General features: G+C 68.5%; 20 protein-coding genes. 13 read left to right on the top strand and 7 right to left on the bottom strand.

Features of this window, described 5'->3' with window-relative positions; all coding sequences use genetic code 11:
• Positions 1-84 precede the first annotated feature (84 nt).
• The 4 genes from NM203_RS31110 to NM203_RS31095 are packed head-to-tail and all read left to right on the top strand — an operon-like array spanning position 85 to position 5,066.
• On the top strand, positions 85-1,605 hold the full coding sequence (locus tag NM203_RS31110) for an ABC transporter substrate-binding protein (protein ID WP_255064739.1): 1,521 nt from the start codon (positions 85-87) through the stop codon (positions 1,603-1,605).
• Positions 1,602-2,555, top strand: a complete 954-nt coding sequence (locus tag NM203_RS31105; RefSeq protein ID WP_255064737.1) for an ABC transporter permease — start codon at positions 1,602-1,604, stop codon at positions 2,553-2,555. Before NM203_RS31110 ends, NM203_RS31105 begins: the two co-directional genes overlap by 4 nt.
• Positions 2,552-3,445, top strand: coding sequence for an ABC transporter permease (locus tag NM203_RS31100; protein ID WP_255064735.1), 894 nt, complete (start codon positions 2,552-2,554; stop codon positions 3,443-3,445). The genes NM203_RS31105 and NM203_RS31100 overlap by 4 nt, the downstream gene beginning before the upstream one ends.
• On the top strand, positions 3,438-5,066 hold the full coding sequence (locus tag NM203_RS31095; RefSeq protein ID WP_255064733.1) for a dipeptide ABC transporter ATP-binding protein: 1,629 nt from the start codon (positions 3,438-3,440) through the stop codon (positions 5,064-5,066). Before NM203_RS31100 ends, NM203_RS31095 begins: the two co-directional genes overlap by 8 nt.
• Here NM203_RS31095 and NM203_RS31090 read toward each other — a convergent pair.
• Both NM203_RS31090 and NM203_RS31085 read right to left on the bottom strand, forming a co-directional pair.
• Positions 5,044-5,526: a hypothetical protein gene (locus tag NM203_RS31090; RefSeq protein WP_408633442.1), complete on the bottom strand. Its 483-nt coding sequence runs from the start codon at positions 5,524-5,526 to the stop codon at positions 5,044-5,046. The genes NM203_RS31095 and NM203_RS31090 overlap by 23 nt on opposite strands.
• Before the next feature lie 26 nt (positions 5,527-5,552).
• A complete protein-coding gene (locus tag NM203_RS31085) occupies positions 5,553-6,494 on the bottom strand; it encodes a DUF1254 domain-containing protein (protein ID WP_255064845.1) in 942 nt (313 codons plus the stop codon).
• 320 nt (positions 6,495-6,814) lie between these two features.
• Between NM203_RS31085 and NM203_RS31080 the strand changes: the two genes are divergently transcribed.
• Complete coding sequence (locus NM203_RS31080) at positions 6,815-8,536, top strand: hypothetical protein (RefSeq protein ID WP_255064731.1); 1,722 nt, start codon at positions 6,815-6,817, stop codon at positions 8,534-8,536.
• Between the two features lie 69 nt (positions 8,537-8,605).
• Here NM203_RS31080 and NM203_RS31075 read toward each other — a convergent pair whose 3' ends face one another.
• From NM203_RS31075 to NM203_RS31065, 3 genes are read right to left on the bottom strand one after another with little or no spacing between them, the layout of a single operon-like run.
• Complete coding sequence (locus tag NM203_RS31075; RefSeq protein WP_255064730.1) at positions 8,606-9,079, bottom strand: DUF5078 domain-containing protein; 474 nt, start codon at positions 9,077-9,079, stop codon at positions 8,606-8,608.
• A gap of 11 nt (positions 9,080-9,090) precedes the next feature.
• Positions 9,091-12,000 carry an MMPL/RND family transporter gene (locus tag NM203_RS31070; RefSeq protein WP_255064729.1) on the bottom strand — a complete coding sequence of 970 codons (2,910 nt, stop codon included), beginning with the start codon at positions 11,998-12,000 and terminating at the stop codon, positions 9,091-9,093.
• On the bottom strand, positions 11,997-12,428 hold the full coding sequence (locus tag NM203_RS31065) for an MmpS family transport accessory protein (RefSeq protein ID WP_255064844.1): 432 nt from the start codon (positions 12,426-12,428) through the stop codon (positions 11,997-11,999). Before NM203_RS31065 ends, NM203_RS31070 begins: the two co-directional genes overlap by 4 nt.
• 240 nt (positions 12,429-12,668) lie before the next feature.
• On the opposite strand from NM203_RS31065, the gene NM203_RS31060 reads away from it, so the two are divergent.
• The 3 genes from NM203_RS31060 (at position 12,669) to NM203_RS31050 (ending at position 14,835) form a co-directional block, all read left to right on the top strand.
• A complete protein-coding gene (locus NM203_RS31060; protein WP_255064726.1) occupies positions 12,669-12,992 on the top strand; it encodes a DUF732 domain-containing protein in 324 nt (107 codons plus the stop codon).
• Positions 12,993-13,072: 80 nt separating this feature from the next.
• A complete protein-coding gene (locus NM203_RS31055) occupies positions 13,073-13,906 on the top strand; it encodes a MaoC/PaaZ C-terminal domain-containing protein (protein ID WP_255064724.1) in 834 nt (277 codons plus the stop codon).
• Complete coding sequence (locus tag NM203_RS31050; protein WP_255064723.1) at positions 13,903-14,835, top strand: LLM class flavin-dependent oxidoreductase; 933 nt, start codon at positions 13,903-13,905, stop codon at positions 14,833-14,835. Before NM203_RS31055 ends, NM203_RS31050 begins: the two co-directional genes overlap by 4 nt.
• A 173-nt stretch (positions 14,836-15,008) precedes the next feature.
• On the opposite strand, the gene NM203_RS31045 is transcribed toward NM203_RS31050, so the two are convergent.
• Together NM203_RS31045 and NM203_RS31040 are read right to left on the bottom strand one after the other, a co-directional pair.
• Complete coding sequence (locus NM203_RS31045; protein WP_255064721.1) at positions 15,009-17,513, bottom strand: glycogen/starch/alpha-glucan phosphorylase; 2,505 nt, start codon at positions 17,511-17,513, stop codon at positions 15,009-15,011.
• 82 nt (positions 17,514-17,595) lie between these two features.
• Positions 17,596-18,336: an SDR family NAD(P)-dependent oxidoreductase gene (locus tag NM203_RS31040; RefSeq protein ID WP_255064720.1), complete on the bottom strand. Its 741-nt coding sequence runs from the start codon at positions 18,334-18,336 to the stop codon at positions 17,596-17,598.
• A 78-nt stretch (positions 18,337-18,414) separates the two neighbouring features.
• Between NM203_RS31040 and NM203_RS31035 the strand changes: the two genes are divergently transcribed.
• The 5 genes from NM203_RS31035 to NM203_RS31015 are packed head-to-tail and all read left to right on the top strand — an operon-like array spanning position 18,415 to position 22,823.
• A complete protein-coding gene (locus tag NM203_RS31035) occupies positions 18,415-18,951 on the top strand; it encodes a hypothetical protein (RefSeq protein WP_255064718.1) in 537 nt (178 codons plus the stop codon).
• Positions 18,952-18,958: 7 nt separating this feature from the next.
• Complete coding sequence (locus NM203_RS31030; protein ID WP_255064717.1) at positions 18,959-19,162, top strand: hypothetical protein; 204 nt, start codon at positions 18,959-18,961, stop codon at positions 19,160-19,162.
• Positions 19,163-19,190: 28 nt separating this feature from the next.
• The gene (locus NM203_RS31025) at positions 19,191-19,964 is read left to right on the top strand and encodes a potassium channel family protein (protein ID WP_255064716.1); all 774 of its coding nucleotides are present in this window, start codon (positions 19,191-19,193) and stop codon (positions 19,962-19,964) included.
• The gene (locus NM203_RS31020) at positions 19,961-21,031 is read left to right on the top strand and encodes an NAD(P)H-dependent amine dehydrogenase family protein (RefSeq protein ID WP_255064715.1); all 1,071 of its coding nucleotides are present in this window, start codon (positions 19,961-19,963) and stop codon (positions 21,029-21,031) included. The genes NM203_RS31025 and NM203_RS31020 overlap by 4 nt, the downstream gene beginning before the upstream one ends.
• A 1-nt stretch (position 21,032) precedes the next feature.
• The gene (locus tag NM203_RS31015) at positions 21,033-22,823 is read left to right on the top strand and encodes an Hsp70 family protein (protein WP_255064713.1); all 1,791 of its coding nucleotides are present in this window, start codon (positions 21,033-21,035) and stop codon (positions 22,821-22,823) included.
• Positions 22,824-22,831 lie beyond the last annotated feature (8 nt).

Here is a 22,831-nt window from a genome sequence, read left to right as displayed (position 1 = left end):
GCGCAACGGGTACAGACCCTCAACGCAGCGTCACCGAGGGGTTGACGGTGCGAGTGCAACGTCCACCGCACGGAGAACGGATACATGCGACGAGCAGCGGCAGTCCTTGCCGCGGTGGCGGCGCTGCTGGTGGCTTCGTGCGCGCCCGCCCAGCGGGTCGACCTCGGGGACGGAGCGGGCAACCTGATCGCCGCGATCGGCGGTGAGCCCGACCAACTCGATCCGCAGAAGACCAGTTCCTACTTCTCGTTCGAGGTGTTGGAGAACGTCTTCGACACCCTCGTCGCACCCGACGACAACCTCGAGATGCGTCCGGCACTCGCGCAGCGATGGGAAACCTCACCCGACCAACTGACCTGGACGTTCCATCTGCGCCCCGGCGTCACCTTCCAGGACGGCAGCCCCTTCAGCGCGAGCGACGTCGTCTACTCGTACCGGCGCATCATCGACGAGAAGCTGGCCAACTCCGACAAGTTCAGCGCCGTCACCGACGTCAGCGCGCCGGACCCCGCGACCGTCGTCATCCGAGTCGAGCAGCCGACGCCCAATCTGCTGACCAATCTCGGCGGGTTCAAGGGCATGGCCATCGTGCAGCGCCGCAACGTCGAAAGTGGTGAGATCGCGACGAATCCCGTTGGCACCGGCCCGTTCTCGTTCGCCTCCCAGCGCAGCGGCGATTCGATCGTGCTGAAGGCCAACCCGGACTACTGGGGCGGCGCCCCCAAGGTGCCGGGCGTGACGTTCCGCTTCATCTCGGAGCCGACGACGGCGCTCTCGGCGCTGCAGGCGGGCGAAATCGACTGGACCGACATCGTTCCGGCGCAACGGGTCGAACAACTGCGCAACGACGACTCGATTCGGCTCGCGGTCACGCCGAGCAACGACTACTGGTACCTCGCGCTCAACGAGGCCCGGCCGCCGTGGAACGACGTCCGCGTGCGACGTGCCATCGCGTTCGCCATCGACCGCGCCTCGATCGTGCAGGCGACGAGCTACGGCACCGCCGCCGCCAACCAACTGGCCATCCCCGAGGGCAATCCCTGGTATGCGCCGTACGACGGTTACCGGCTCGACCTCGACAAGGCCAGGAGCCTGCTCGCCGAGGCCGGGGCGGCACCGGATCGGCTGGACATGCTGGTGACCAGCGAGTACCCGCAGACCGTCACGGCCGCCCAGGTGATCGCCGACAATCTGGAGCCGCTCGGCATCACCGTGGACATCCGCACTGTGGACATGGCCACCTGGCTGGACCAGCAGAACACCGGCAACTTCGACATGCTCATGATGGGCTGGCTGGGCAACATCGACCCCGACGACTTCTACTACGCCCAGCACCGCACCGACGGTGCCAACAACGCGCAGAAGTTCTCCAATCCCGAGGTGGATCGGCTGCTCGACGCCGGCAGGCGGGAGACCGACCAGGCGACTCGGCGCGACGACTACGCAAGGGCCGCAACGCTTATCGCCGATGAGGTCAGCTATCTGTACCTCTACAACCCGTCGGTGATTCAAGCCTGGTCGACCGATCTCACCGGTTACGACGCCCGCCGGGACAAGGCCATCCGCTTCGGCACCGCGGCCCTGGGCGGGGGTGAGAACCGATGAGCCCCGTGGCGCGGTTCCTGGCTCGTCGGCTCGCCTACTCGCTGGTGGTGCTCGTCGGTGTGCTGATCGTGGTGTTCGCACTCGTCCACCTGGTGCCCGGCGACCCGGTGCGCATCGCGCTCGGCACCCGCTACACCCCCGAGGCCTACGAGGCGCTGCGCTCGGCGAGCGGCCTGGACCGCGCGCTGCCCGCGCAGTTCGCGAGCTATCTGGGTAACGCGCTGACCGGGAATCTCGGCGTGAGCTTCCGCAACGGCGATCCGGTGGCTCAGATCCTCGTCGAAAGACTGCCCGCCACGATCTCGCTCGCGGTCGTCGGCATCGTCATCGCCCTGCTCATCGCGCTGCCCGCGGGCATCTGGTCGGCGCTGCGCGAGGGCCGGATCAGCGACGCGATCGTCCGCGTGACGAGCCAGTTCGGCGTCTCGGTCCCCGACTTCTGGCTGGGCATCCTGCTCATCGCGCTCTTCGCCACCACCCTCGGCTGGCTGCCGACGTCGGGCTACCGGCCGCTGTTCGGCGACCCAGCCGGTTGGCTCGAGCACATCGTGTTGCCGGGCTTGACCGTCGGTCTGGTGGCCGCCGCGATCATGACCCGGTACGTGCGGTCGGCGGTGCTCGACGTGGCGGGCGCCGGCTACGTTCGCACCGCCAGGTCGAAAGGGCTTGCTCCTCGGGTGATCACGTCGCGCCACGTCGTGCGCAACGCGTTGGTCCCGATCCTGACGATCACCGGAATCCAGCTCGCGACGATCCTCGGCGGGGTGATCGTCGTCGAGGTCGTGTTCGCCTGGCCGGGTCTCGGCAGGCTGGTGTTCAACGCCGTTGCCGCGCGCGACTATCCGGTCATTCAGGGTGCCGTGCTGCTGATCGCCGCGCTGTTCCTGCTCATCAACCTGATCGTCGACGTCCTCTACGCGGTCGTCGACCCGAGGATCCGGCTGTCATGACCGACATCGCGACCGACCGCTTGCACGTGTCGTCCTGGCGGTTGCTGCTCGGCAACCCCGTCACCGTGATCAGTGCGGCGGTGCTGCTCGCCGTCCTCGTCATCGCCGTCGCGGCGCGCTGGATCGCCCCGTACGGCGTCAACGACGTCGACGTGCCCAGCGCACTGCAGGGACCGAGTGGGGCGCACTGGTTCGGCACCGACGAACTGGGCCGCGACGTGTTCTCGCGGGTGTTGCTCGCCGTGCAGGCGTCCATGCAGGTGGCCCTGGTGAGCGTCGGCTTCGCCGCCGTGGTGGGCGTCGCGGTCGGGGTGCTTGCCGGATACCGGGGCGGCTGGCTCGACACGGTTCTCATGCGCGTGGTCGACGTCGTGTTCGCGTTCCCGGTGCTGCTTCTCGCGCTCGCCATCGTCGCGATCCTGGGTCCCGGCGTCACGACGACGATGCTGGCGATCGGTGTCGTGTACACCCCGATCTTCGCGCGAGTGGCACGGGCCAGCACACTGTCGGTGCGCGTCGAACCGTATGTCGCGGTATCCCGGACGATGGGCACCGGCCACGCGTACGTGCTCGCTCGCCACGTGCTGCCGAACATCACCGGCCCGCTGATCGTGCAGACGTCGGTGTCGTTGGCGTTCGCGATCCTGTCCGAGGCCGCACTGTCGTTCCTGGGCTTGGGGATTCAGCCTCCGCAACCGTCGCTCGGGCGGATGATCTTCGACTCGCAGGGGTTCGTCACCATGGCGTGGTGGATGGCGGTGTTCCCCGGCGTCGCGATCTTCGTCATCGTGCTGGCGTTCAACTTGCTGGGCGACGGCCTGCGCGACGTGCTCGATCCCAAGCAGCGCACCGTCGTCGAAGCGCGCAGGGGAGGCGGCCGCGATGCCTGAGCCCATGCTGACCGTCGCCGGTCTGCACGTGCGAATCGGCAAGCGCGACATCGTCCGTGACGTGTCGCTGGCCGTCGAGCCCGAGCAGACGCTCGGCATCGTCGGTGAATCCGGCTCGGGCAAGACGATGACGGTGCTGGCGGCGACCGGCCTGCTCGACGCCCCCGGCGCCGTCGCCACGGGTTCCAGCGTGCTCGCCGCGGCGGGGGACGCCGCGCGCACCGAATTGGTCGGCGCGTCGCCGCGAACCCTGCGCAGCGTGCACGGCGGACGGATCGGGTTCGTGTTCCAGGATCCGGGGACCTCGCTCAACCCGTTGCTCACCGTGGAACGTCAGATCACCGAATCCCTTGAGGCGCATCGCCGTCCCACCCGCCGGGAGGCGCGCGACCGCGCGCTGCACCTGCTCGACGCGGTCGGCCTGCCGAACCCCGAGCAGCGGCTGCACTCCTACCCGCACCAGCTGTCGGGCGGTCAGCGGCAGCGGGCCATGATCGCGATCGCGCTGGCATGCGATCCCGAATTGCTGATCGCCGACGAGCCGACGACGTCGCTCGACGTGACGACGCAGGCGCAGATCGTCGAACTGGTCGCGCAACTGCGGCGCGACGTCGGTGCCGCGGTCGTCTGGATCAGTCACGACCTCGGCGTCATCGGCCAGGTCGCCGACACCGTCACCGTGCTGCGCGCAGGGGAGGTCGTGGAGCAGGCGAGCACGCGCGATTTGTTCGACCACCCCCGGCACGAGTACACCCGCGAACTGCTCGACGCCCGTCCGCTGATCGGCGGCAGGGGGCCGGCGCCCGTCGCGGATGACGCCGCACCCCTGCTCACCGTCACCGGCCTCGACGTGCGCTTCCCGGTGAACACGCCCGCCGGTCGCACGGAAGTGCATGCGGTGCAGGATCTCTCGTTCGGCATCCGGCGCGGCGCCACCCTCGGACTGGTCGGCGAATCCGGCTCGGGGAAGTCCACGGTAGCGGCGGCGCTGACCGGTCAGGTGCAACCCGACGCGGGCAGTGCCGATCTGGACGGCACCGACGTGTTCGCGGTCCGCGGATCGGCGGAGAAGGCGCTGCGTCGACGCATCGGCCTGGTGTTCCAGGATCCGTTCTCGTCTCTGGACCCGAGGGTTCCGGTGGGTAAGACGATCGCCGAGCCGCTGCGGGTACACGGCTTGGCGACGGGCCGCCGTGGCAGGGCGCAGCGCGTCGCGGAACTGCTTGACCTGGTGGGTCTTCCAGCCGCCTTCGACGAGCGATACCCGCACGAACTCTCCGGCGGCCAGCGCCAGCGGGTCAGCATCGCCCGTGCCCTCGCCGGGGAGCCCGACCTCCTGATCCTCGACGAGGCGACGGCGTCGCTGGACGTCTCCGTACAGGCCCGTGTGCTCGACCTGCTGACGGCGCTGCAGCGCGACCTGGGTCTGACCTACCTCTTCATCGGGCACGATCTCGCGGTGATCGAGCAGGTGAGCCACGACGTGCTGGTCATGCGGGCCGGCGAGGCGGTCGAGTACCGACCGGCCGCAGAGCTCTTCGCCGCGCCCGAGCACGACTACACCCGTGATCTGCTCGCCGCCGTGCCACCGGACCGTCCTACCGCCGCGCCGACCCGGTGATCGGCTGGCCGTCGGTGCGCTGCAGCAGGCAGATCACCGTGCTGGGCAGCGGGTTGTTGTCGGTGCGGTCCTGGCGCGAGTCGATCAGGTAGGTCACCGCGAACTCACCCGCCGTCGCGCCGGCATAGGGACCCAGACCCGCCGCGCACTGCTGGTTCGCGACGTCGGTGATCGCCGCGTTGACCTCGATCGGTGCCAGTAGGTAGACCTCGGCCTGATGCGGTGTCGCGCAGTCGGCCATCGTCACGTCGACCTCGCCGAGGTCGACCGCGGGAACGGCGGCCACGCAGTCGCCGACGACGAGATCGACCCACTTCTGCGTCCGCGGGGCGACGACGCTGGGCACCGTGGACCCCGACGGCGTGGAGAGCTGTGCCGTCGAGGTCGAGGTGGTGGGGCCGGGCGGGGGAGTCGTGGCGCCGCAGGCGGTCGAGGCCGCGAGTGCGGTCGCGACGAGCACGCGGAGACGTCGGCGGCGGGACACCGTCAACCCACCGGCTGTGCCGCGGGCAGGGTCCAGGTGCCGTCGAGCACCTCGGGCCGCGGTCGATACAGGCGAACCATGTAGTTCCACCCCGGCGTGATGGGCAGGCAGTTCACGGTGCCGGTGTCGCAGCCGCCGAAGCGGATCTCGACCTCGCCGCCGGGTGCGGCGGTCGCCGTGATGTTGTTCAGTGAGTAGGCGTTCTGCGCGTTCGGCGTGAAGTAGCCCTCGCTGTTGTACACGGTCACCGACCAGAAGCCGTCGACCGGGACGTCGGCGAGCGTGAGCACGTGGGGTGTCTCGCCGTCGTTCCGGGCGGGAACCACACTGAGGTAGAACGCGTCCCGCTCGGGATTGCCGCCCCACGCCGACGCCGACCCGATCAGTCGCCGCACGGGATCGGTGGTGTCACGGGTGCCGAACATGCCCCTGGTGTCCGGCAGAGTGCTCGCCAGCCGGACGAGCGCATCGCGCACGGTCTTCTGACTCACCGGGTCCCACTCGGGAATCTCGAACGTGCCGCTGCCGGCAGGCTGATCGACGGTGAACGCGTCCTGCAGTGCGCGCACCGCCGTGACGTCCGCGGGGTCGTCGGGATCGACGAGGATCCGAACGGCGACGATCACGTAGCGGGTTCCGACGACCTCCTTCGTCAACGTGAGGGGACCCGGCGAGTACACGACCGCGGGCACGTAGTGGTCCTCGCTGATCACCTGAGCCGACAGAAAGCGGTCTCCCGCGTCGGGCACGGTGACCGTGGCGGGCCCCGCGTCGAGGTCGAACACCGCCGCGGAGTAGAGGGTGTCGCGGTTCTGCCGGACGACGATCTGGTGGTCCAGCGGCGTCAGATCGCGGTTGTGCATGAAGTGTCCGAAGCCGCCGTCGCCCGCGACGCGGCTGAAGTACAGATCGGTCTCGGCCCGGATGAAGTTATCCGGGTTCACCGGCTGTGTCGCGTCGGTCATCGTCGAACGATATCGGCCGCGGCGGCCGTCGTCGACGACCTCGCGGGGCGTGTCAAGTTTGTAACCGGTGTGGCGGATGTGGCTGGAGTCACAATTCGGTAACCGGTTATGCCACAAGCGAACAGCGTCCGTCGGCCGATCGGCCGACAGCGCTCGCAAGGCTGTAACGCATCTCGCTGCGCGACGATGAAACCTTTCGAGAAGCAACAACTGCCGACTCGATGGTCGGTGTCGGGGGAGATGGCAACTCATGGGTGGTCGGGTCACCGTCAATCGATGAGAAGAAGGAGCCACGCACGATGAGTGCACGCAATCGCACGCGGCGCGCAGCCGCGAACGGACTCGCCATGGGCGTGGCCGTGTCCCTGACCGCGCTCACCGCCGGTCTCGCTCCAGCCGTCGCCGACCCCGGCGACGGTCGTGGCGGTGGCGGTGGCGCGCCGCCGACGACACCGGTGGTGGTCGTCCCCGAGGCGCCGGTCGAGGAGGCCCCCCAGCAGGAGAGCCCGCGAACGGCGGAAGCACCCGCTCCGGCCCCGGCGCCCGCGCCCGCGCCGGCTCCGGCTCCGGCTCCGGAGCCCGCGCCGGTGCCCGTGCAAGCGCCGGCACCGGCCCCCGCCCCGGTGCAGACACCCGCCCCGAGCTTCGCGCCCCCGCCCAAGACCAGGACCCCGGAGCCGGTTGAGGCCCCCGAGCCCTCGTCGCAGGCGCCGTCGTCGAAGTCGGCTCCTGCTCCGGCTCCTGAGACCAAGGCCGAGGAGCCGACGGCCGTCCGGCCCCCCGTGACGTCGACCACCAGGGCCCCGCAGTCGGCCCCGTCGTCGTCGACACCGAGCGCCGGTGCGGAGGCTCCCGAGTCACCCGCGTCGTCGAAGCCGGCCGAGCCCGGTTTCGCTCCGCCTGCGTCGTCGAAGCCCGCCGACGAGTCGTCGAGCCCATCGGCGTCGCCGTCCGCCGACCCGTCGGAGGAGGCGTCGTCGGACGGGTCGTCGTCGGCCCCCTCGTCGGCCCCGTCGGAAGCGAGCGCGGAGACCACCGAAACGACACCCGACGGCACGGTGACCGTCGAGACCGCGGCACGCGAGATCGTCACGGAGAAGCCTCAGACGCTCGAGGCGCCCGCGGCCGACGTCGAGGTGGCGAAGGTCGCCAAGGTCACCGACGAGAAGCCCGAGCCTGCCGCGATCGAGGATGTCCGGGCGATCGCCGAGGAACTGCAGCTGTCGAGCGCCCGGCGCGACGACCGGGACGAGCCCGGCCCGCTGAACGACGGCGACCGCAGGGGCCGCGACTGGGATGACCGGGTCAGGCAGTGGGATCCCGACTGGGTCGTATACGACGAGTACTACCGACCGGTGATCAGCAACCCGTACCGGCAGCCGGTCAAGATCGTCTACGTGTATCAGAACGCCCCGCGCGTGGTGATCATCAACCCGTTGCAGCGCGTCGTCCTCAATGTCGCCCAGTACGCCGCGTACAGCTTCACGGCCGTCGTACTCACCGCGGCCAACGTGGTCAACACGGCGATCAACACCGCCGCGGCCGTCGCGGTGGGCAGCTTCTTCGGAGGCGGCTACTACCCCGGCTTCGGGGTGCCGCTGCCACCGCCGCCGCCGCCGGTGCTGCGGTACGACAACGTGCCCGTGCAGGTGCGCTACTCGGATGCCGTCTACGAGCCGTTCCGGGTGCAGCGGATCGTCGACGTCGGCGACGACGCCGTCTACGGTGCGCGCAAGGTGCTGCTGGACGGCGTGACGCCGGCCTGGGGTCAGTGGACCCAAACCCCTTCGGGTGAGCGCATGTTCGAGGTCAACAAGACTCAGCAGTTCCCCGGTCTCGAGGAGCCCGCAGAAGCGCCTCTGCCGGGGGACTACCGGATGACGTTGGCCTCCGACGAGTCACCCGCGGGCATGGACGGCAAGACCGTGTACATGATCGTGTCCGCGGTCGTCCTCGCGGCGATGAGCGTCGGTGCGGTGCTGTGGAGCGTCATGCTGGGGCGCAGGCGCGAGCAGCTCTGACCACCCACCGAGCGTGTGCGGCACCGACGGCAGAGGTCGGTGCCGCACACGCCTGAGCGGGTAGCCGTGCTACGGCGTGACGGGCCACGCCCACACGGACATGTCGCCGCGCGGGTAGTTCATGCAGACGTCGGTGGCCTTGGCCACCACGCCCTTGTTGTTGAAGAAGATCTTCGCCCAGTTACCCCAGCGCGTGGCCACGAACTCGTAGTAGACGTTGGTGGCGGTGTTCTCGGAGTACTGCCTGCGGGCGGCCGCGTCGAGTGAGTAGAACCAGTGGATCCGGTCCACGGCCAACTGCTGCACGTCCGGCGGCCGGTTGTTCTTGTCGATGATGTACCGCTCGAAGTACACCGGGCTGGTGTCGCGGGCGGCAGCCAGGTACTGCTCGGCGTCGCACTGGGTTTCGATCTGCCGCTTCGGGATCGGGTAGTCGTCCGTGGAGTCGGCGGCGGCGGGCGCGGCGAGCGTCGACGCGGCGATGCCGATGCCTGCGGCTGCCAGTGCGGTGCGGACTGCGAGTCCGCGCTGCTTGTTCACCATGGTCATTCTCCTTACCCGACGGGGGCGGTCTCGGGGTCCTTGGGCGGGGCCGACGGTGCACTGGGCCACGGCGAGGGCACTGGTCTGGTACGTACCCGCTGAGGCCACCAGAACCACCTGCCCATCAGGGCGGCGATCGCCGGTGTCATGAAGGAGCGTACGACCAGCGTGTCGAACAGCAAGCCCAGTCCGATGGTTGTTCCCACCTGGCCGATCACTGTCAGTTCGCTGACAGCCATCGACATCATCGTGAAGGCGAACACCAGTCCCGCCGAGGTGACGACGGAACCGCTGCCGCCCATCGCTCGGATGATGCCGGTGTTCAGACCCGCGTGGATCTCCTCTTTCAGTCGGGAGACCAGCAGCAGGTTGTAGTCGGCGCCCACGGCCAGCAGCACGATGACGGCCATGGCCATCACCATCCAGTGCAGTTCGACACCGATGATGTGCTGCCACAACAGGATCGACAGCCCGAACGACGCGCCCAGCGACAGCGCCACGGTTCCGACGATGACGGCCGACGCCACCACGCTTCGCGTGATGATCAGCATGATGATGAAGATCAGACACAGCGACGCGATGCCCGCGATCAACAGGTCGTAGGTGTTGCCGTCCGACATGTCCTTGAACACGGCCGCGGTGCCGCCGAGGTACACGGTCGAGCCCTCGAGCGGTGTGCCCTTGACGGCTTCCTTCGCGGCCTGCTTGATCGCGTCGATGCGCTCGATGCCCTCGGGCGACATGGGGTCGCCCTCGTGGCTGATGATGAACCGCACCGACTTGCCGTCCGGCGAGATGAAGTTCTTCATTCCGCGCTTGAAATCCTCGTTGTCGAAGATCTCCGGCGGCAGGTAGAAGGAGTCGTCGTTCATCGAGGCGTCGAACGCCTCGCCCATGGCCTCGGAGTTCTCCTGGCCCTTGGCCATTTGATCCTGCATGCCCTTCTGCGTGGCATACATCGTCAGCATCATGGTGCGCATCGTCTGCATCGTCTTGATCATCTCGGGCATCAAGGCGGTGAGCTGCGGCATGAGGGCGTCGAGCTTCTTCATCTCGGGAAGCAGCGCCTGGATGTCGTCGGTGAGGATGTTGACCCCGTCGAGCGTGTCGAAGACGGAGCGCAGCGCCCAGCACACCGGGATGTCGTAGCAGTGCGGTTCCCAGTAGAAGTAGTTCCGGATCGGCCGGAAGAAGTCGTCGAAGTTCGCGATGGAGTCCCGCAGTTCGGCGGTGTGGACCGCGGTGTCCTCGAACTTGGCCACCATGTTGTGGGTGACCGCCGCCATCTCCTCGGTCAGGCTGGCCATCTTCTGCATGGTGCCGATGGTGTTCTGCAGCTCGTCGGCCTGAACCAGCATGTCCGCCATGCGATCCTGCATGTACTTCTGGTTCATCTTCTGGTTCGTGCCCTGCATGCTGATCTGGAAGGGGATCGAGGTGTGCTCGATCGGCTTGCCCTCCGGACGCGTAATCGTCTGCACGCGTGCGATTCCCGGCACGCGGAAGACCGCCTTGGAGATCTTGTCGATCACCAGGAAGTCGGCGGAGTTGCGCAGGTCGTGATCGCTCTCGATCATCAGCAACTCGGGGTTCATCCGGGCCTGCGAGAAGTGCCGGTCGGCCGCGGCGTACCCCTCGTTGGCGGGCAGATCCGCGGGCAGGTAGTTGCGGTCGTTGTAGTTCGTCCGGTAACCCGGCAGGGCCAGCAGGCCGACTAGTGCCAGCGCGATGGCGCCGACGAGAATCGGGCCGGGCCAGCGCACCACGGCGGCGCCGACCTTACGCCAGCCGCGAACTCGCATGGCGCGCTTGGGTTCCAGGATCTTGCCGAAGCGGGAGGCGAAGGAGATGATCGCCGCGCCCAGCGTGAGCGCCGACACGACGCCTGCCGCCATGCCGATCGCCAGCGGAACACCGAGGGTCTGGAAGTACGGCAGCCGGGTGAAGGACAGGCAGTACGTCGCGCCCGCGATGGTCAACCCCGAGCCGAGCACCACGTGCGCCGTCCCGTGGTACATCGTGTAGTACGCCGTCTCCTTGTCCTCGCCCGCGCCGCGGGCCTCCTGATAGCGGCCGATCAGGAAGATGGCGTAGTCGGTGGACGCGGCGATCGCGAGCGTGACGAGCAGGTTGGTGGCGAACACCGAGAGCCCGATGATCTGGTGGAAGCCGAGGAAGGCCACGACCCCGCGGGTCGCGGCCAACGACAGCACCACCATCAGGAGCGTCAGGCCCACCGTCACGATCGAGCGGTACACCAGCAGCAGCATCGTGATGATGACGATGAACGTGACGATCTCGATCAGCTGCACGCTGCGGTCGCTGGCGATGTGCTGGTCGGCGGCCAGTGCCGCGGGACCGGTGACGAAGGCCTTCACGCCTTGCGGCGCCTGCACGCTCTCGACGATCGCCTGGACCGCTTCGACCGACTCGTTGGCGAGCGTCTCACCCTGGTTGCCCGCCAACTTGACCTGAACGTAGGCGGCCAAGCCGTCGTTGCTCTGCGAGCCGGCGGCGGTCAGCGGGTCGCTCCAGAAGTCCTGCAGCGACTGGACGTGCTTCTTGTCCTCGAGGAGCTTGGCGACGATCTTGTCGTAGTACTCGTGTGCCTCGTCGCCGAGCGGCTTGTCGCCCTCGAGGACGATCATCACCGAACTGTCCGAGTCGCCCTCGTTGAAGTTCTTGCCGACCTGCTTCATCGCGATCATCGACGGCGCCTCGGCGGGGCTCATCGAGACGGCGTTCGCCTTGCCGACTTCCTCGAGCTGCGGAACCGACACGTTGAGGAAGGCGATGATCACGACCCAGCCGATGATGACCGGCAGCGCGAACGTGCGGATCATCCGCGGAATGAAGGGCTTGTGGACGGGCTTTACGTGAGAGAGGGCATCGGTGGGTGCGTCGTTGGTGGGGGCACTCATGCGGATTTGACCAGGCAGAAGGTTTGAGCGTTGACGCCGTTCGACGTGCGCTCGTCCTTGACCTCGTCATCGACCGTGACGCGGCACGTGATGGAGCTGCCGTCGCCCTGCGCGACGATGTTCGGCGACGCGGCGGGATTGGTGGTCTCCAGTACCAGCGACCACGGCAGCATGGCGCCGTCGATCCGTTGGGGCTTCGCGTCGAGATCCAGGTAGTTGATGTCGGCGTAGGCACCGGGGTCGCCGAAGATCTCGTACTTGACGACCTTCGGGTTGAACGGCTCGGGATCGTCGGCGAAGTTCTTCGGGGTGACGAGGACGCCCTCGGAGGCGAAGAACCCGCGAATGCGGTGGACGGTGAACCCGGCAACGGCGACGACCGCCACGATGAGGATCGGAATCCACACTCGCTTAAGCAGGCCGGTCACCTTGGTCTCCTCGTTGCTCGGTCCACCGACGGCCGGGGACAGCTTAGTCAATATAACTGATAGATTAGCTGGGTTAAGTTTGTAACGGTGACCCTACCGTGACGGCGCCGCGGAGCGGAACTCGACGAGTCCACGCCGGATCGCTCCCGCGGGCTTGCCAAACGGGTTGCCGCACAAGTCAATCACAGGGAACACGCGACGAGGGTGAGTGAACTTATGGGCAGGCATAGAATCCGCTGGGTGAAGACCGTGATCCTGGCGACGTTCAGCGCGCTCGCACTGCTCCTGGCGGCACCGGCGCACGCCGATACCGACACCGATTTCACCAATGAGCTGCACACTTACGGCATCTACGGGCAGAAGGACTACAACGCCTGGATCGGCAAAATCGTCTGCAAACGCATGCGTACCGGCCTGGACGCCAACGCCGGAGAGGCTGCGACGTTCCTCAAGCTGAATCTGGACAAGGACAGCGACGAGCAGCAGGTTTACCAGTTCCTCGGCGGTGCCATCCGGTTCTACTGCCCCGACCAGCAACCGGTTCTCGACGCGCTCGTTCGATAGTGCGCAACGTCACGAACCCCGTGCGCTGGTGGGTTGCGTCACGTCTCGGCGGGTAGCTCGGTCGCTGAGAGAACGCTGAGATGACGGTGCGCTTTCAGCCGCGGCGGCACGGTCCCTACGCCGGCGTGGTCAGCCCCGACCTCATCGCCGCGTACGCCGACGCGACCGCTGACGACACCCACGCCGTCCGCTCCGGCGCCGCCGTGCCCGTCGTGTTCCCGATCGTGCTCGCGTTCCACGCGGGCGACGACGCCCGCGCCGATCTGCCCGCTCGGATCTGGGAGCGGGTACGCGGCGGCGTCCACGGCGAACACGACGTCGTGGTGCACCCGCCGCTTCGGCCCGGCGACCGGATCGACACCTGGACGTCGATCTCCGCGGTCCGCACCGTCCGGCCGGGCACACAGGTGGTCGTGCACTTCGAGCACATCGCGCCGGACGGCGTGGTGGCGGTCGAACAGTGGTGGACGATGATCCTGCTCGGCCTCGACGGAATGGCCGACCTGGGGGAGTTGCCCGCCGCACACCCGTTCCCACCGGCTGCGCTCGCGCACCCGCTCGGTACCGCCGTCCAGCAGGTCCCCTCGGATACCGCCCGCCGCTATGCCGCGGTGTCCGGCGACTGGTCTGCACACCACTTCGACATCGCCGTCGCGCGCGCCGAGGGCTTCGACGTCCTGTTCAACCACGGGCTGTGCACCATGGCGATGTGCGTGCACCGACTGCTGCGCATCGCCGGAATCGACGATCCCGCGCGGGTGCGTCGCGTCGCCGTTCGCTTCGCGTCGCCGACCCCGCTCGGCGGCGACGTCGAGGTGCGGGCGTATCGAGCGGACCCCGACGTGCTCGTGTTCGAGGCGTCATGCGGCGACCAGACCGTCGTCACCAACGGGAGATTGGAGCTACGGCCATGACCGAACTCGACATCGGGGTCTACGTGCCGCAGATGGGCTTCGGATACGCCGACGTGCTGCACCGCGCGCTGCGCTGCGAGGAGCTGGGCATCCGGTCGCTCTGGCTCTACGACCACCTGTACGGGCCGGGCATGCCGACCATCCCGTCGCTGGAGGCGTGGACGCTGGCGACGGCGCTGCTGAGCCGCACCGAACGGCTGCGTGTCGGACACATGGTGCTGTGCAACCAGTTCCGTCATCCCGCCGTACTCGCGAAGATGGCCACCACGCTCGACCAGATCTCCAACGGCAGGCTGGAACTCGGTATCGGCAGCGGGTCGATCGAGGACGAGCACGCGCGGCTGGGTCTGCCGTGGGGCACGTTCCGGGAGCGGTCGGAACGGCTGGGCGAGACGCTGGAGATCCTGACGATGGCCTTCGCCGAGGAGAGGATCGACTACGCCGGTGCGCATTACACCGTGCGGGACATGCCGATCGTGCCCGGCACCGTGCAGCGCCCGCGGCCGCCGATCATCGTCGGCGGCGTGGGGGAGAAGTACACGCTGCCCCTGGTGGCGCGCTACGCCGACGTCTGGAACGTGCCGACCTACGCGCTCGGTGACCTCGAGCGCAAACTCGACGTGCTGCGGGCGTGCTGCGCCGAGATCGGCCGCGACCCCGACAGCATCACGCTGTCGGTGGAGGCGGTGATGGCGCTGGCCCCCGACGACGCGGCGCTGCCCGCCGTGACCGCGCTCGCCGAGAAGCGGTTCGGCGGAACGGGATTCGGGCTGCGCGAAGGTGGCCTGGTCGGCACCCCCGGTGCGATCGTCGAGCGCATCCGCCGGTACGAGGCCCTCGGCTTCCGGCAGATCGTGCTGTTCACCCACGACCGGGCGTCCGATGCGACGCTCGACCTGCTCGCCGCGGAGGTCCTCCCGGCTTTGTAGGGAGGGTTGCCCCCTTCCGCGAGCGTGCGTGTCTGCGCGCGACACGCCGGGCTCTCATGGCAGTCGGCGCACGCTCGTCGTGGAACGGTTCACCGCGAAAGTGCGTCAAGGTCCGTTGAATTCGGCGTGTCGGCGTACAGACACGCACGCTCGCGGGAGGGGTCGGGGACGCTCTAGTGCTGGACCTTGACCGTGACGGGCCCGACGTTCCAGATGTCGTCGCAGTACTCCGCGATCGACCGGTCCGACGAGAACTTGCCGCTGCGTGCGGTGTTCAGGATCGACATCCGCGACCACGCGTCCCGGTCCTCCCACGCCGCAGCCACTGTGTCCTGGCACGCCACGTACGACGCGTAGTCTGCGACCACCAGGAACGGGTCGTCGTACCGCAGGTTGTCGACCAGTGGCCGGAACACCTCGGTATCGCCGTGGGAGAACTGGCCGTTCGCGATGAGGTCCAACACGGCCGCCAGCTCGGCGTTGCCGTCGATGTAGTCACCGGGGCGGTACCCGTCGCGCTTGACCTGCTCGACCTCGGATTCGGTCAGCCCGAAGAGGAAGAAGTTCTCCGCACCGGCCTCCTCGCGGATCTCCACGTTGGCGCCGTCGAGGGTGCCGATGGTCAACGCGCCGTTCATCATGAACTTCATGTTGCCGGTGCCCGACGCCTCCTTGCCCGCGGTGGAGATCTGCTCGGACAGGTTCGCCGCCGGGTAGATGAGGTGCGCGCTCTGCACGTTGAAGTTCGGCACGAACACGATCTTCATGAACTGGCTGACGTGCGGATCGTTGTTGACCGTCTCGCCAACGGCGTTGATCAGCTTGATGATCCGCTTCGCCATGAAGTATCCGGGCGCGGCCTTGCCGCCGAAGACGTAGACCCTCGGCGCCACCTTGAGGTTCGGATCCTTCTTCAACCGGAGGTACTGCCGGATGATGTGCAGAACCGAGAGATGCTGGCGCTTGTACTCGTGGATGCGCTTGACCTGGATGTCGAACATCCAGGTCGGATCGAGTTCCACCCCCATCAGCGGATTGAGATAGGCGGCCAACCGAGCCTTGTTGGCGCGCTTGACGTCTCGCCACTGGGCCCGGAACTCGGGGTCGTCGACGTAGGCCTCGAGCCCGCGCAACCGGTCGAGGTGGGTCAGCCAGCCGTCACCGATCGTGCGGTCGAGCAGGCCGCGCAGCCCCGGATTCGACAGCGCCAGGAAACGCCGCGGGGTGACGCCGTTGGTCTTGTTCGAGAAGCGCTCCGGCCACAGTTCGTAGAAGTCCTTGAGCACGCTGGCCTTCAGCAGATCCGAGTGCAGGGCCGCGACGCCGTTGATCGCGTGGCTGCCGACCGTGGCGAGGTGGGCCATCCGGACGGTCTGACCGCCCTCCTCGCCGATGAGCGACATGCGCCGCACCCGGTCGACGTCACCGGGAAAGGCCGCCCGAACCTCGTCGAGGAAGCGGCTGTTGATCTCGTAGATGATCTCGAGGTGCCGTGGTAGCGACTCCCGGAACAGGCCCAGTGACCACTTCTCCAGGGCCTCGGGGAGCAGGGTGTGGTTGGTGTAGCCGAACGTCGCCACGGTGATCCGCCAGGCGTCGTCCCAGTCCATGCGCCGCTCGTCGACCAGGATGCGCATCAGTTCGGCGACACCGATCGACGGGTGGGTGTCGTTGAGCTGCAACGCGAATCGCTCGGGCAGGTCGTGCAGCGAGGCGTCGGCGAGATCATCCATGATGTGAACGACGTGCTGCAGCGAGCAGGACACGAAGAAGTACTGCTGCAGCAGGCGCAGCCGCTTGCCCGCTTCGGGTTCGTCGTTCGGATAGAGCACCTTGGTGACGGTCTCGGAGGTCACCTCCTCCTCCACGGCCTTGTAGTAGTCACCGGTGTTGAAGGCGTCCAGCGCGAACGACTCGACGGCCCGCGCGCTCCACAGCGTGAGCACGTTGCAGGTGTGCACGCCGTACCCCTGGATCGGGGTGTCGTAGGCGACGCCCTTGATGACCTGCTTCGGGTGCCAGCGCACCCTGGTGGCGCCGTGATCGTCGAGGTACTGCTCGGTGTGACCGCCCCAGTTGACGAGGTAGTTCACATCGGGTTTGGCGATCTCCCAGGGGTTTCCGTTGGCGAGCCAGTTGTCGGTCAGCTCGATCTGCCACCCGTCGGAGAACTCCTGCTTGAAGATGCCGAACTCGTAGCGGATGCCGTAGCCGATCGCCGGCCGCTCCAGGGTGGCCAGCGAGTCGAGGTAGCACGCGGCCAGCCTGCCGAGGCCGCCGTTGCCCAGACCCGGCTCGGGTTCGCAGGCCAGCACCTCGTCGAGGTCCTGGCCCAGGTTGTCGAGCGCCGTGCGTGCGGCCGCCTCGATCTGCAGGTTCAACAGGTTGTTGCCGAGCTGCGGGCCCATCAGGAACTCGGCCGACAGGTAGCAGGTGACCTTGCGACCGAGGTCCAGCGACGTCTGCGTCGACGCGACGCGGTTGTCCTGCATCCGATCGCGGACGGCGAGGGCCAGTGCCCGGTAGTAGTGCTCGGGCTTGAGTGCGGCGGCGGGCCGTCCGATCGAGTACCGCAGATGGTCGGTGATCGCCTCCTGCAGATCGGCCGCGTCCAGTCCGGTGCGGACGTGGTCGTGCAGGGCCTCGGTGGTGCTGGAGTTCGGGATGACGTCGGTCACCGCGCGATTCTCGCAGCGCTGAGTGCAGAGCGCACCCGCTACCGGCGACGATCAGGTGAACTCTGCGGCGGCCGGGTGGCGATCAGCCCGCGCCCTTGCCGTTGTCGACGCGGTACACGGCGCCGTGGATCGCGGCCGCGTCGTCGCTCGCCAGGAACGCGATGGCCTTCGCCACGTCCTCGGTAGCCATGAACCCGCGCGGCGACGCGATGCGCATGATGAGGTCCCAGTCGGCGCCGTCGGGCGCGCTGAACTCGGTCGTCTGCGCGGTGGGCATGCCGCCGGGGCACACCGCGTTGACCCGCAGTCGCTCCTTCGTGAACTCGACGGCGAGGGCCTTGGTCAGGCCGACGATCCCGTGCTTGGCCGCGCAGTAGCCCGCGGAGTAGACCTCGCCCTCGACGCCGGCGATCGACGACACGTTGACGATGTTGCCGCCGACCTCGAGCAGGTGCGGCAGCGCGGCGCGGCACAGGAAGAAGGGGCCGTTGAGGTTGACGGCCAGGTCGCGTTCCCACTCGGCATCGGTGACGGTCGCCGTGTGGCGCATCTGGTGGAAGCCTGCGACGTTCACCAGGACGTCGAGCCGGCCGAAAGCCGCGACGCAGTCGGCCACCGCCTGGTTGCAGGCCTGCGGGGACGTGACGTCCACCGACGAGAACCGCCCGCCCGGCACGTCGGCGAACACCTCCGCCATCCGCTCGGCGTCCCGAGCGACGCCGAACACCGACGCCCCCCGCTGCGCGAACAGCCGCGCGGTGGCGGCACCGAGACCCGCCGACGCTCCGGTGACGAGGGTGACCTTGCCGTCGAGGGTTGTCATGGTCTGCACCTTCTCACGACACCTCTCGGGACGGGCAAATCGCAGACGTTCCGGGGCATCGCTGCGATACTGCGAGGCATGAGGATCACGTGTGTGCTGGCCGCAACCGCCGCCGTCGTCATGGCCGCGGCCGGCGTGGCGTTCGCCGGGCAGGCGCAGGCCGACCACGTGCCCCAGGGGATCTACACCTACACGCAGGGCGACGTCGTCGCCGAGTGGACGATCTACCCGAGCTGCGTGCCGACCGTCGGCGACCTGCGCGACAACCTGGAACTGCCCGTGGCATGCCGCCTGCACATCGCGCCGAGCTCCATCAACCTGGTCAACGGCGGAGATGCGCGCCTGACCGGGGGCCGGTGGGCGTTCTCCACCGTGCGGGCGGACGCCATCGAGTGCTCCGACGGCGGCACGGCGCCGATCATGGAGAACTACTCGTTCGACCCGGTCACACTGACCGGCACTCGTCAGGTCGCCAACAACGACGTGTGCAACAACCAACTTCCGGCCAACATCGCCACCTTCCCGTTCACGCTGGCGTTCAACCGGCCGTTGCCGATACCGGTCCAGGAGTACCCGCTGTACTGCGAGCCCGGCGGCCTGAAGAGGTGCTTCTGAGTCTCGGATGAGCCCCGAACGTCCGGCATGTCAGCACTGCGGCGGGCCCACCGCGTTCCGCCGCTGGGGTGACGTCGTCGCCTACTCGGATGACGACATTCTGGTGACGTACCGTGCCGTCTGCGTGGGGCACTGCCCCCGCTTCCAGGAGACCGCCGAGGCCGTGGTCGGTCCCGAGGGTGAGCATTCGGCGTGGGAGTCGAGGTACTGACCGGGGCTCGCGCACTATCGTCGGCGCCGTGACGTCCGCAGTCGCCGAACCCACCAGGCTCGCGCGCTACCAGCAGAGGACCGAGTGGTGGCTCGCGTTGATCGCACTCGCGTTCCTCGCGCTGTACTCGGTCGACGTCCTCGCCCGCCCGAGCCCCGCGCTCGACACGTGGCTCGACTCGGCGATGGTCGTCATCTGGGTGTGCTTCGGCGTGGACTTCCTCATCCGGCTGTCGCTCGCGTCGCCCCGGCTCAGGTGGCTGCTCTGGCACCTGCCCGAAGCCGTCATCCTGATGCTCCCCGTGCTGAGGCCGTTGCGCCTGCTGAGTCTGGCCGTCGTGATCGGCGTCCTGCAGCGCGCCATCGGACACACCATCCGCGGTCGCGTCATCGTGTTCACCGCCTGCGGCACAGTGCTTCTCGTGTACTCGGCGGCGCTGGTAATGCTCGATGCCGAGCGAGACCACAACGAGAACATCAACAACTTCGGCGACGCCCTGTGGTGGTCGTTCACGACCGTGACGACCGTCGGCTACGGCGACACCGTGCCGGTCACGGTGGTGGGCCGGCTGATCGCGGTGGCGCTCATGGTGGCGGGCGTGAGCCTGCTGGCGGTCGTCACCGCGACCCTGGCGTCCTGGATCGTCGAGCGGGTGGCCGCTGAGGACACCGCGAGCCAAGTCGCCACCGCCGCGCAGATCGAGGAACTGCGCGCCGAGGTGCGCAAACTCGGGGAGACGCTGAACGCGCCCGCCTATGGTGAACCGACTGGCCGTGGCGTTGACGCGAAAGAGGTGACATGACCAAGCGTGTAGTGGTCTGGGGAACGGGTTTCGTCGGGCGCATGGTGATCGCCGAGATCGCCAGGCACCCGGTGTTCGAGCTGGTCGGCGTCGGCGTGAGCAATCCCGACAAGGTCGGCCGCGACGCCGGGGAGCTGTGCGGGCTCGATCCGCTGGGCGTCATCGCCACCGACGACGTCGACGCGCTCATCGCGACCACGCCCGACGCGCTCGTCCACTACGGGCCGACAGCGGCGCACGCCGACGACAACATCAGGCTCATCAGCCGTTTCCTGCGTGCGGGCATCGACGTGGTGTCGACGGCGATGACGCCGTGGGTGTGGCCTGCGATGAAGCTCAACCCGCCGAACTGGATCGAGCCGATCAGCGAGGCGTGCGAGGCCGGTCAGTCGTCGTGTTTCACCACCGGTATCGATCCGGGCTTCGCGAACGATCTATTCCCCATGACGCTGATGGGCTTGTGCGGCGAGGTCCGCACGGTGCGCGCCTCGGAGTTGCTCGACTACACCAACTACGAGGGCGACTACGAGTACGAGATGGGCATCGGCAAGCCGCCCGAGCACCGACCGCTGCTGGAGAATCCCGACATCCTCGTCTTCGCCTGGGGTGCAACGGTTCCGATGATCGCCCACGCCGCGGGCATCGAGCTCGACGAGATCACCACCACCTGGGAGAAGTGGGTCACCGACCACGAGATCACGACGGCCAAGGGCGTCATCGCACCCGGCAACGTCGCAGCGGTGCGGTTCACCATCAACGGCGTGTACAACGGCGAGACCCGCATCCAACTCGAGCATGTGAACCGCGTCGGTGAGGGCTCGGCCCCGGACTGGCCGACCGGCAACTCGAACGACGTCTACCGCGTCGACATCGACGGTAGCCCGAGCATCTCCCAGGAGACCGCGTTCCGGTTCACCGACGGCTCCGGACGCGACGCCGCCGCCGCGGGTTGCCTGGCCACCGGTCTGCGCGCACTCAACGCCGTGCCCGCTGTGAACGACCTGCCGCCCGGCTGGGTCACGGCACTCGATTTGCCCCTGATCGCGGGAGCGGGAACGATCCGGTGACGTGGCCGACGGTATAGGGCTCTCGATCGGGAGCGCGCACCTGACGGCGGTGCACGTCGGACGTGCCGCCGTGAGGCGCTCAGCCGTGCTGACGCGCTACCCGCACCGCCCACCCGAGGTGGGCGTGCCCAGCGAGAACCCGAATCTCGCCGAGCGCGGGCTCATTCTCACCGACTTCGTCGATCGCGTCGGCGACCCCGTGCCGATGATCGCCCCGGACGGGTCGTCGCACCGCGCCGAGGTCGTGCTGGTGGATGCGCTGCGGGCGGTGTTGCTGACACTGTTCGGTGGCAGGCCGGTGACGGGACCTGTCGGCGTCGCGTACCCGGCCCACTGGCGACCCGCGGCCGTCGACGCCCTGCGGGGTGCGCTGGCGGCGGTGCCGGAGTTCCGCACTCCGCTGCCCGCGCTTCTGGTGTCCGATGCCACCGCGGCGCTGACGGCCCTGCAACAGGATCCCGGCGTCCCCGCGCGCGGCGTCGTCGCCCTGTGCGATTTCGGGGCCAGTGGAACCAGCGTCACACTCACCGACGCCGCCAACGGGTTCCAGCCGATCGGGCCGACGGTGCGGAACGACGACCTCTCGGGTGAGCTGATCGATCAGGCGCTGCTGACCGGGGTCGTCAGCGGGCTGGCGGCCGGCGGCTCGGTGGATGTGAGCGGCACGTCGGCGATCGGGTCGCTGGGCCGGTTGCGCGCCGAGTGCCGCGCGGCCAAGGAGCGGCTGTCGACGACGACCGTGACGTCGTTGCCCGTCGACGTTCCCGGAGCCGGGGGCGAGGTCCGGCTGACTCGCAACGAGCTGGACGACGCGATTCGCGCCCCGCTCGACGACTTCGTTGCCGAACTTCAGGAAGCCCTGCAGCGCAGCGGTATTCGCGCCGGCGATCTGGTGGCTGTCGCCTCGGTCGGCGGTGGTGCGCGCATCCCGATCGTCACGACGACGCTCTCCGAACATCTCCGGGTGCCCGTGATCAGCGCTCCGGCGCCCGAACTCGCGCCCGCCATCGGCAGTGGGCTGCGGGCCGTCCGCAGCACGGTGCAGGAGAGCGCGACGTCGATGGCCCCGGTGGTGCCCGTGCCACCCGTCGCCGCGGACGTGCCCGTCGCCGCCGCAGCGCCGCTGTCGAGCACGGTGCAGGCGCTCGCATGGTCCGACGCCGAGAACGTGCCGGACGTGGCGCCACCGTCCGAGGACCACGCCGCCGCGTACGACGACGTCCGGAGCCCCGTTGAGGCGGCCCGGCCCAGCATCGCGTTCGACGACCCGGAACCCGACGAGCCCGAGCGAGTCGCCGTCGTGCCCTGGTACCGCCGCCCGGTGGCGATCGTCGTCGGCGCCGTCGTCCTGGTGCTGGCGATCCTCGGCGCCGCCGCCGCCTTCGTCCTGACCGGTGACGAGGAGAGCACGGAGCCCGTCCCGACCACGACGGCGTCGGTCCCGCCGCCCCCCGGCGAGACCACGGCACCGCCGGTGGAAGACGCGCCACCGGTGGATCAGGCCCCGGCGCCCGAGCAGGCCCCGGTGCCCGAGACGCAGACGGTCACCGAACAGGCGCCGCCGCCCCCGCCGCCGGAATCCGCGCCGCCGCCCGCCACCGAACCGCCGCCCGCGGAGCCGGCCCCGTCGCCGGAGGCCCCGCCGCCGAGCACCGAGGCGCCGCCCCCCGCGTCCCAGTCACCGAACCCGCCGCCACCGGTCATCACGCCGCCGTACACGACGGTGCCCGGCCTGCCGTTCGTCCCCGCACCACCGGCCATTCCCGGCCTGCTGCAACCCGCCACCCCTTAGGGTCTTCA

Origin of the sequence: Mycolicibacterium arenosum (assembly GCF_024320865.1) — a bacterium.
Taxonomy (GTDB): domain Bacteria; phylum Actinomycetota; class Actinomycetes; order Mycobacteriales; family Mycobacteriaceae; genus Mycobacterium; species Mycobacterium arenosum.
Note: the sequence above shows the minus strand (reverse complement) of the source record. Positions and strands in the feature narration are given on the sequence as shown.

Excerpts from the sequence above, each read along its gene's own strand:
- NM203_RS31070 (WP_255064729.1), bottom strand. The coding sequence starts at position 12,000 with ATGAGTGCCCCCACCAACGACGCACCCACCGATGCCCTCTCTCACGTA.
- NM203_RS31040 (WP_255064720.1), bottom strand. The coding sequence starts at position 18,336 with ATGACAACCCTCGACGGCAAGGTCACCCTCGTCACCGGAGCGTCGGCG.
- NM203_RS31050 (WP_255064723.1), top strand. The coding sequence starts at position 13,903 with ATGACCGAACTCGACATCGGGGTCTACGTGCCGCAGATGGGCTTCGGA.
- NM203_RS31100 (WP_255064735.1), top strand. The coding sequence starts at position 2,552 with ATGACCGACATCGCGACCGACCGCTTGCACGTGTCGTCCTGGCGGTTG.
- NM203_RS31030 (WP_255064717.1), top strand. The coding sequence starts at position 18,959 with ATGAGCCCCGAACGTCCGGCATGTCAGCACTGCGGCGGGCCCACCGCG.
- NM203_RS31080 (WP_255064731.1), top strand. The coding sequence starts at position 6,815 with ATGAGTGCACGCAATCGCACGCGGCGCGCAGCCGCGAACGGACTCGCC.
- NM203_RS31055 (WP_255064724.1), top strand. The coding sequence starts at position 13,073 with ATGACGGTGCGCTTTCAGCCGCGGCGGCACGGTCCCTACGCCGGCGTG.
- NM203_RS31075 (WP_255064730.1), bottom strand. The coding sequence starts at position 9,079 with ATGGTGAACAAGCAGCGCGGACTCGCAGTCCGCACCGCACTGGCAGCC.
- NM203_RS31095 (WP_255064733.1), top strand. The coding sequence starts at position 3,438 with ATGCCTGAGCCCATGCTGACCGTCGCCGGTCTGCACGTGCGAATCGGC.
- NM203_RS31110 (WP_255064739.1), top strand. The coding sequence starts at position 85 with ATGCGACGAGCAGCGGCAGTCCTTGCCGCGGTGGCGGCGCTGCTGGTG.
- NM203_RS31020 (WP_255064715.1), top strand. The coding sequence starts at position 19,961 with ATGACCAAGCGTGTAGTGGTCTGGGGAACGGGTTTCGTCGGGCGCATG.
- NM203_RS31105 (WP_255064737.1), top strand. The coding sequence starts at position 1,602 with ATGAGCCCCGTGGCGCGGTTCCTGGCTCGTCGGCTCGCCTACTCGCTG.
- NM203_RS31035 (WP_255064718.1), top strand. The coding sequence starts at position 18,415 with ATGAGGATCACGTGTGTGCTGGCCGCAACCGCCGCCGTCGTCATGGCC.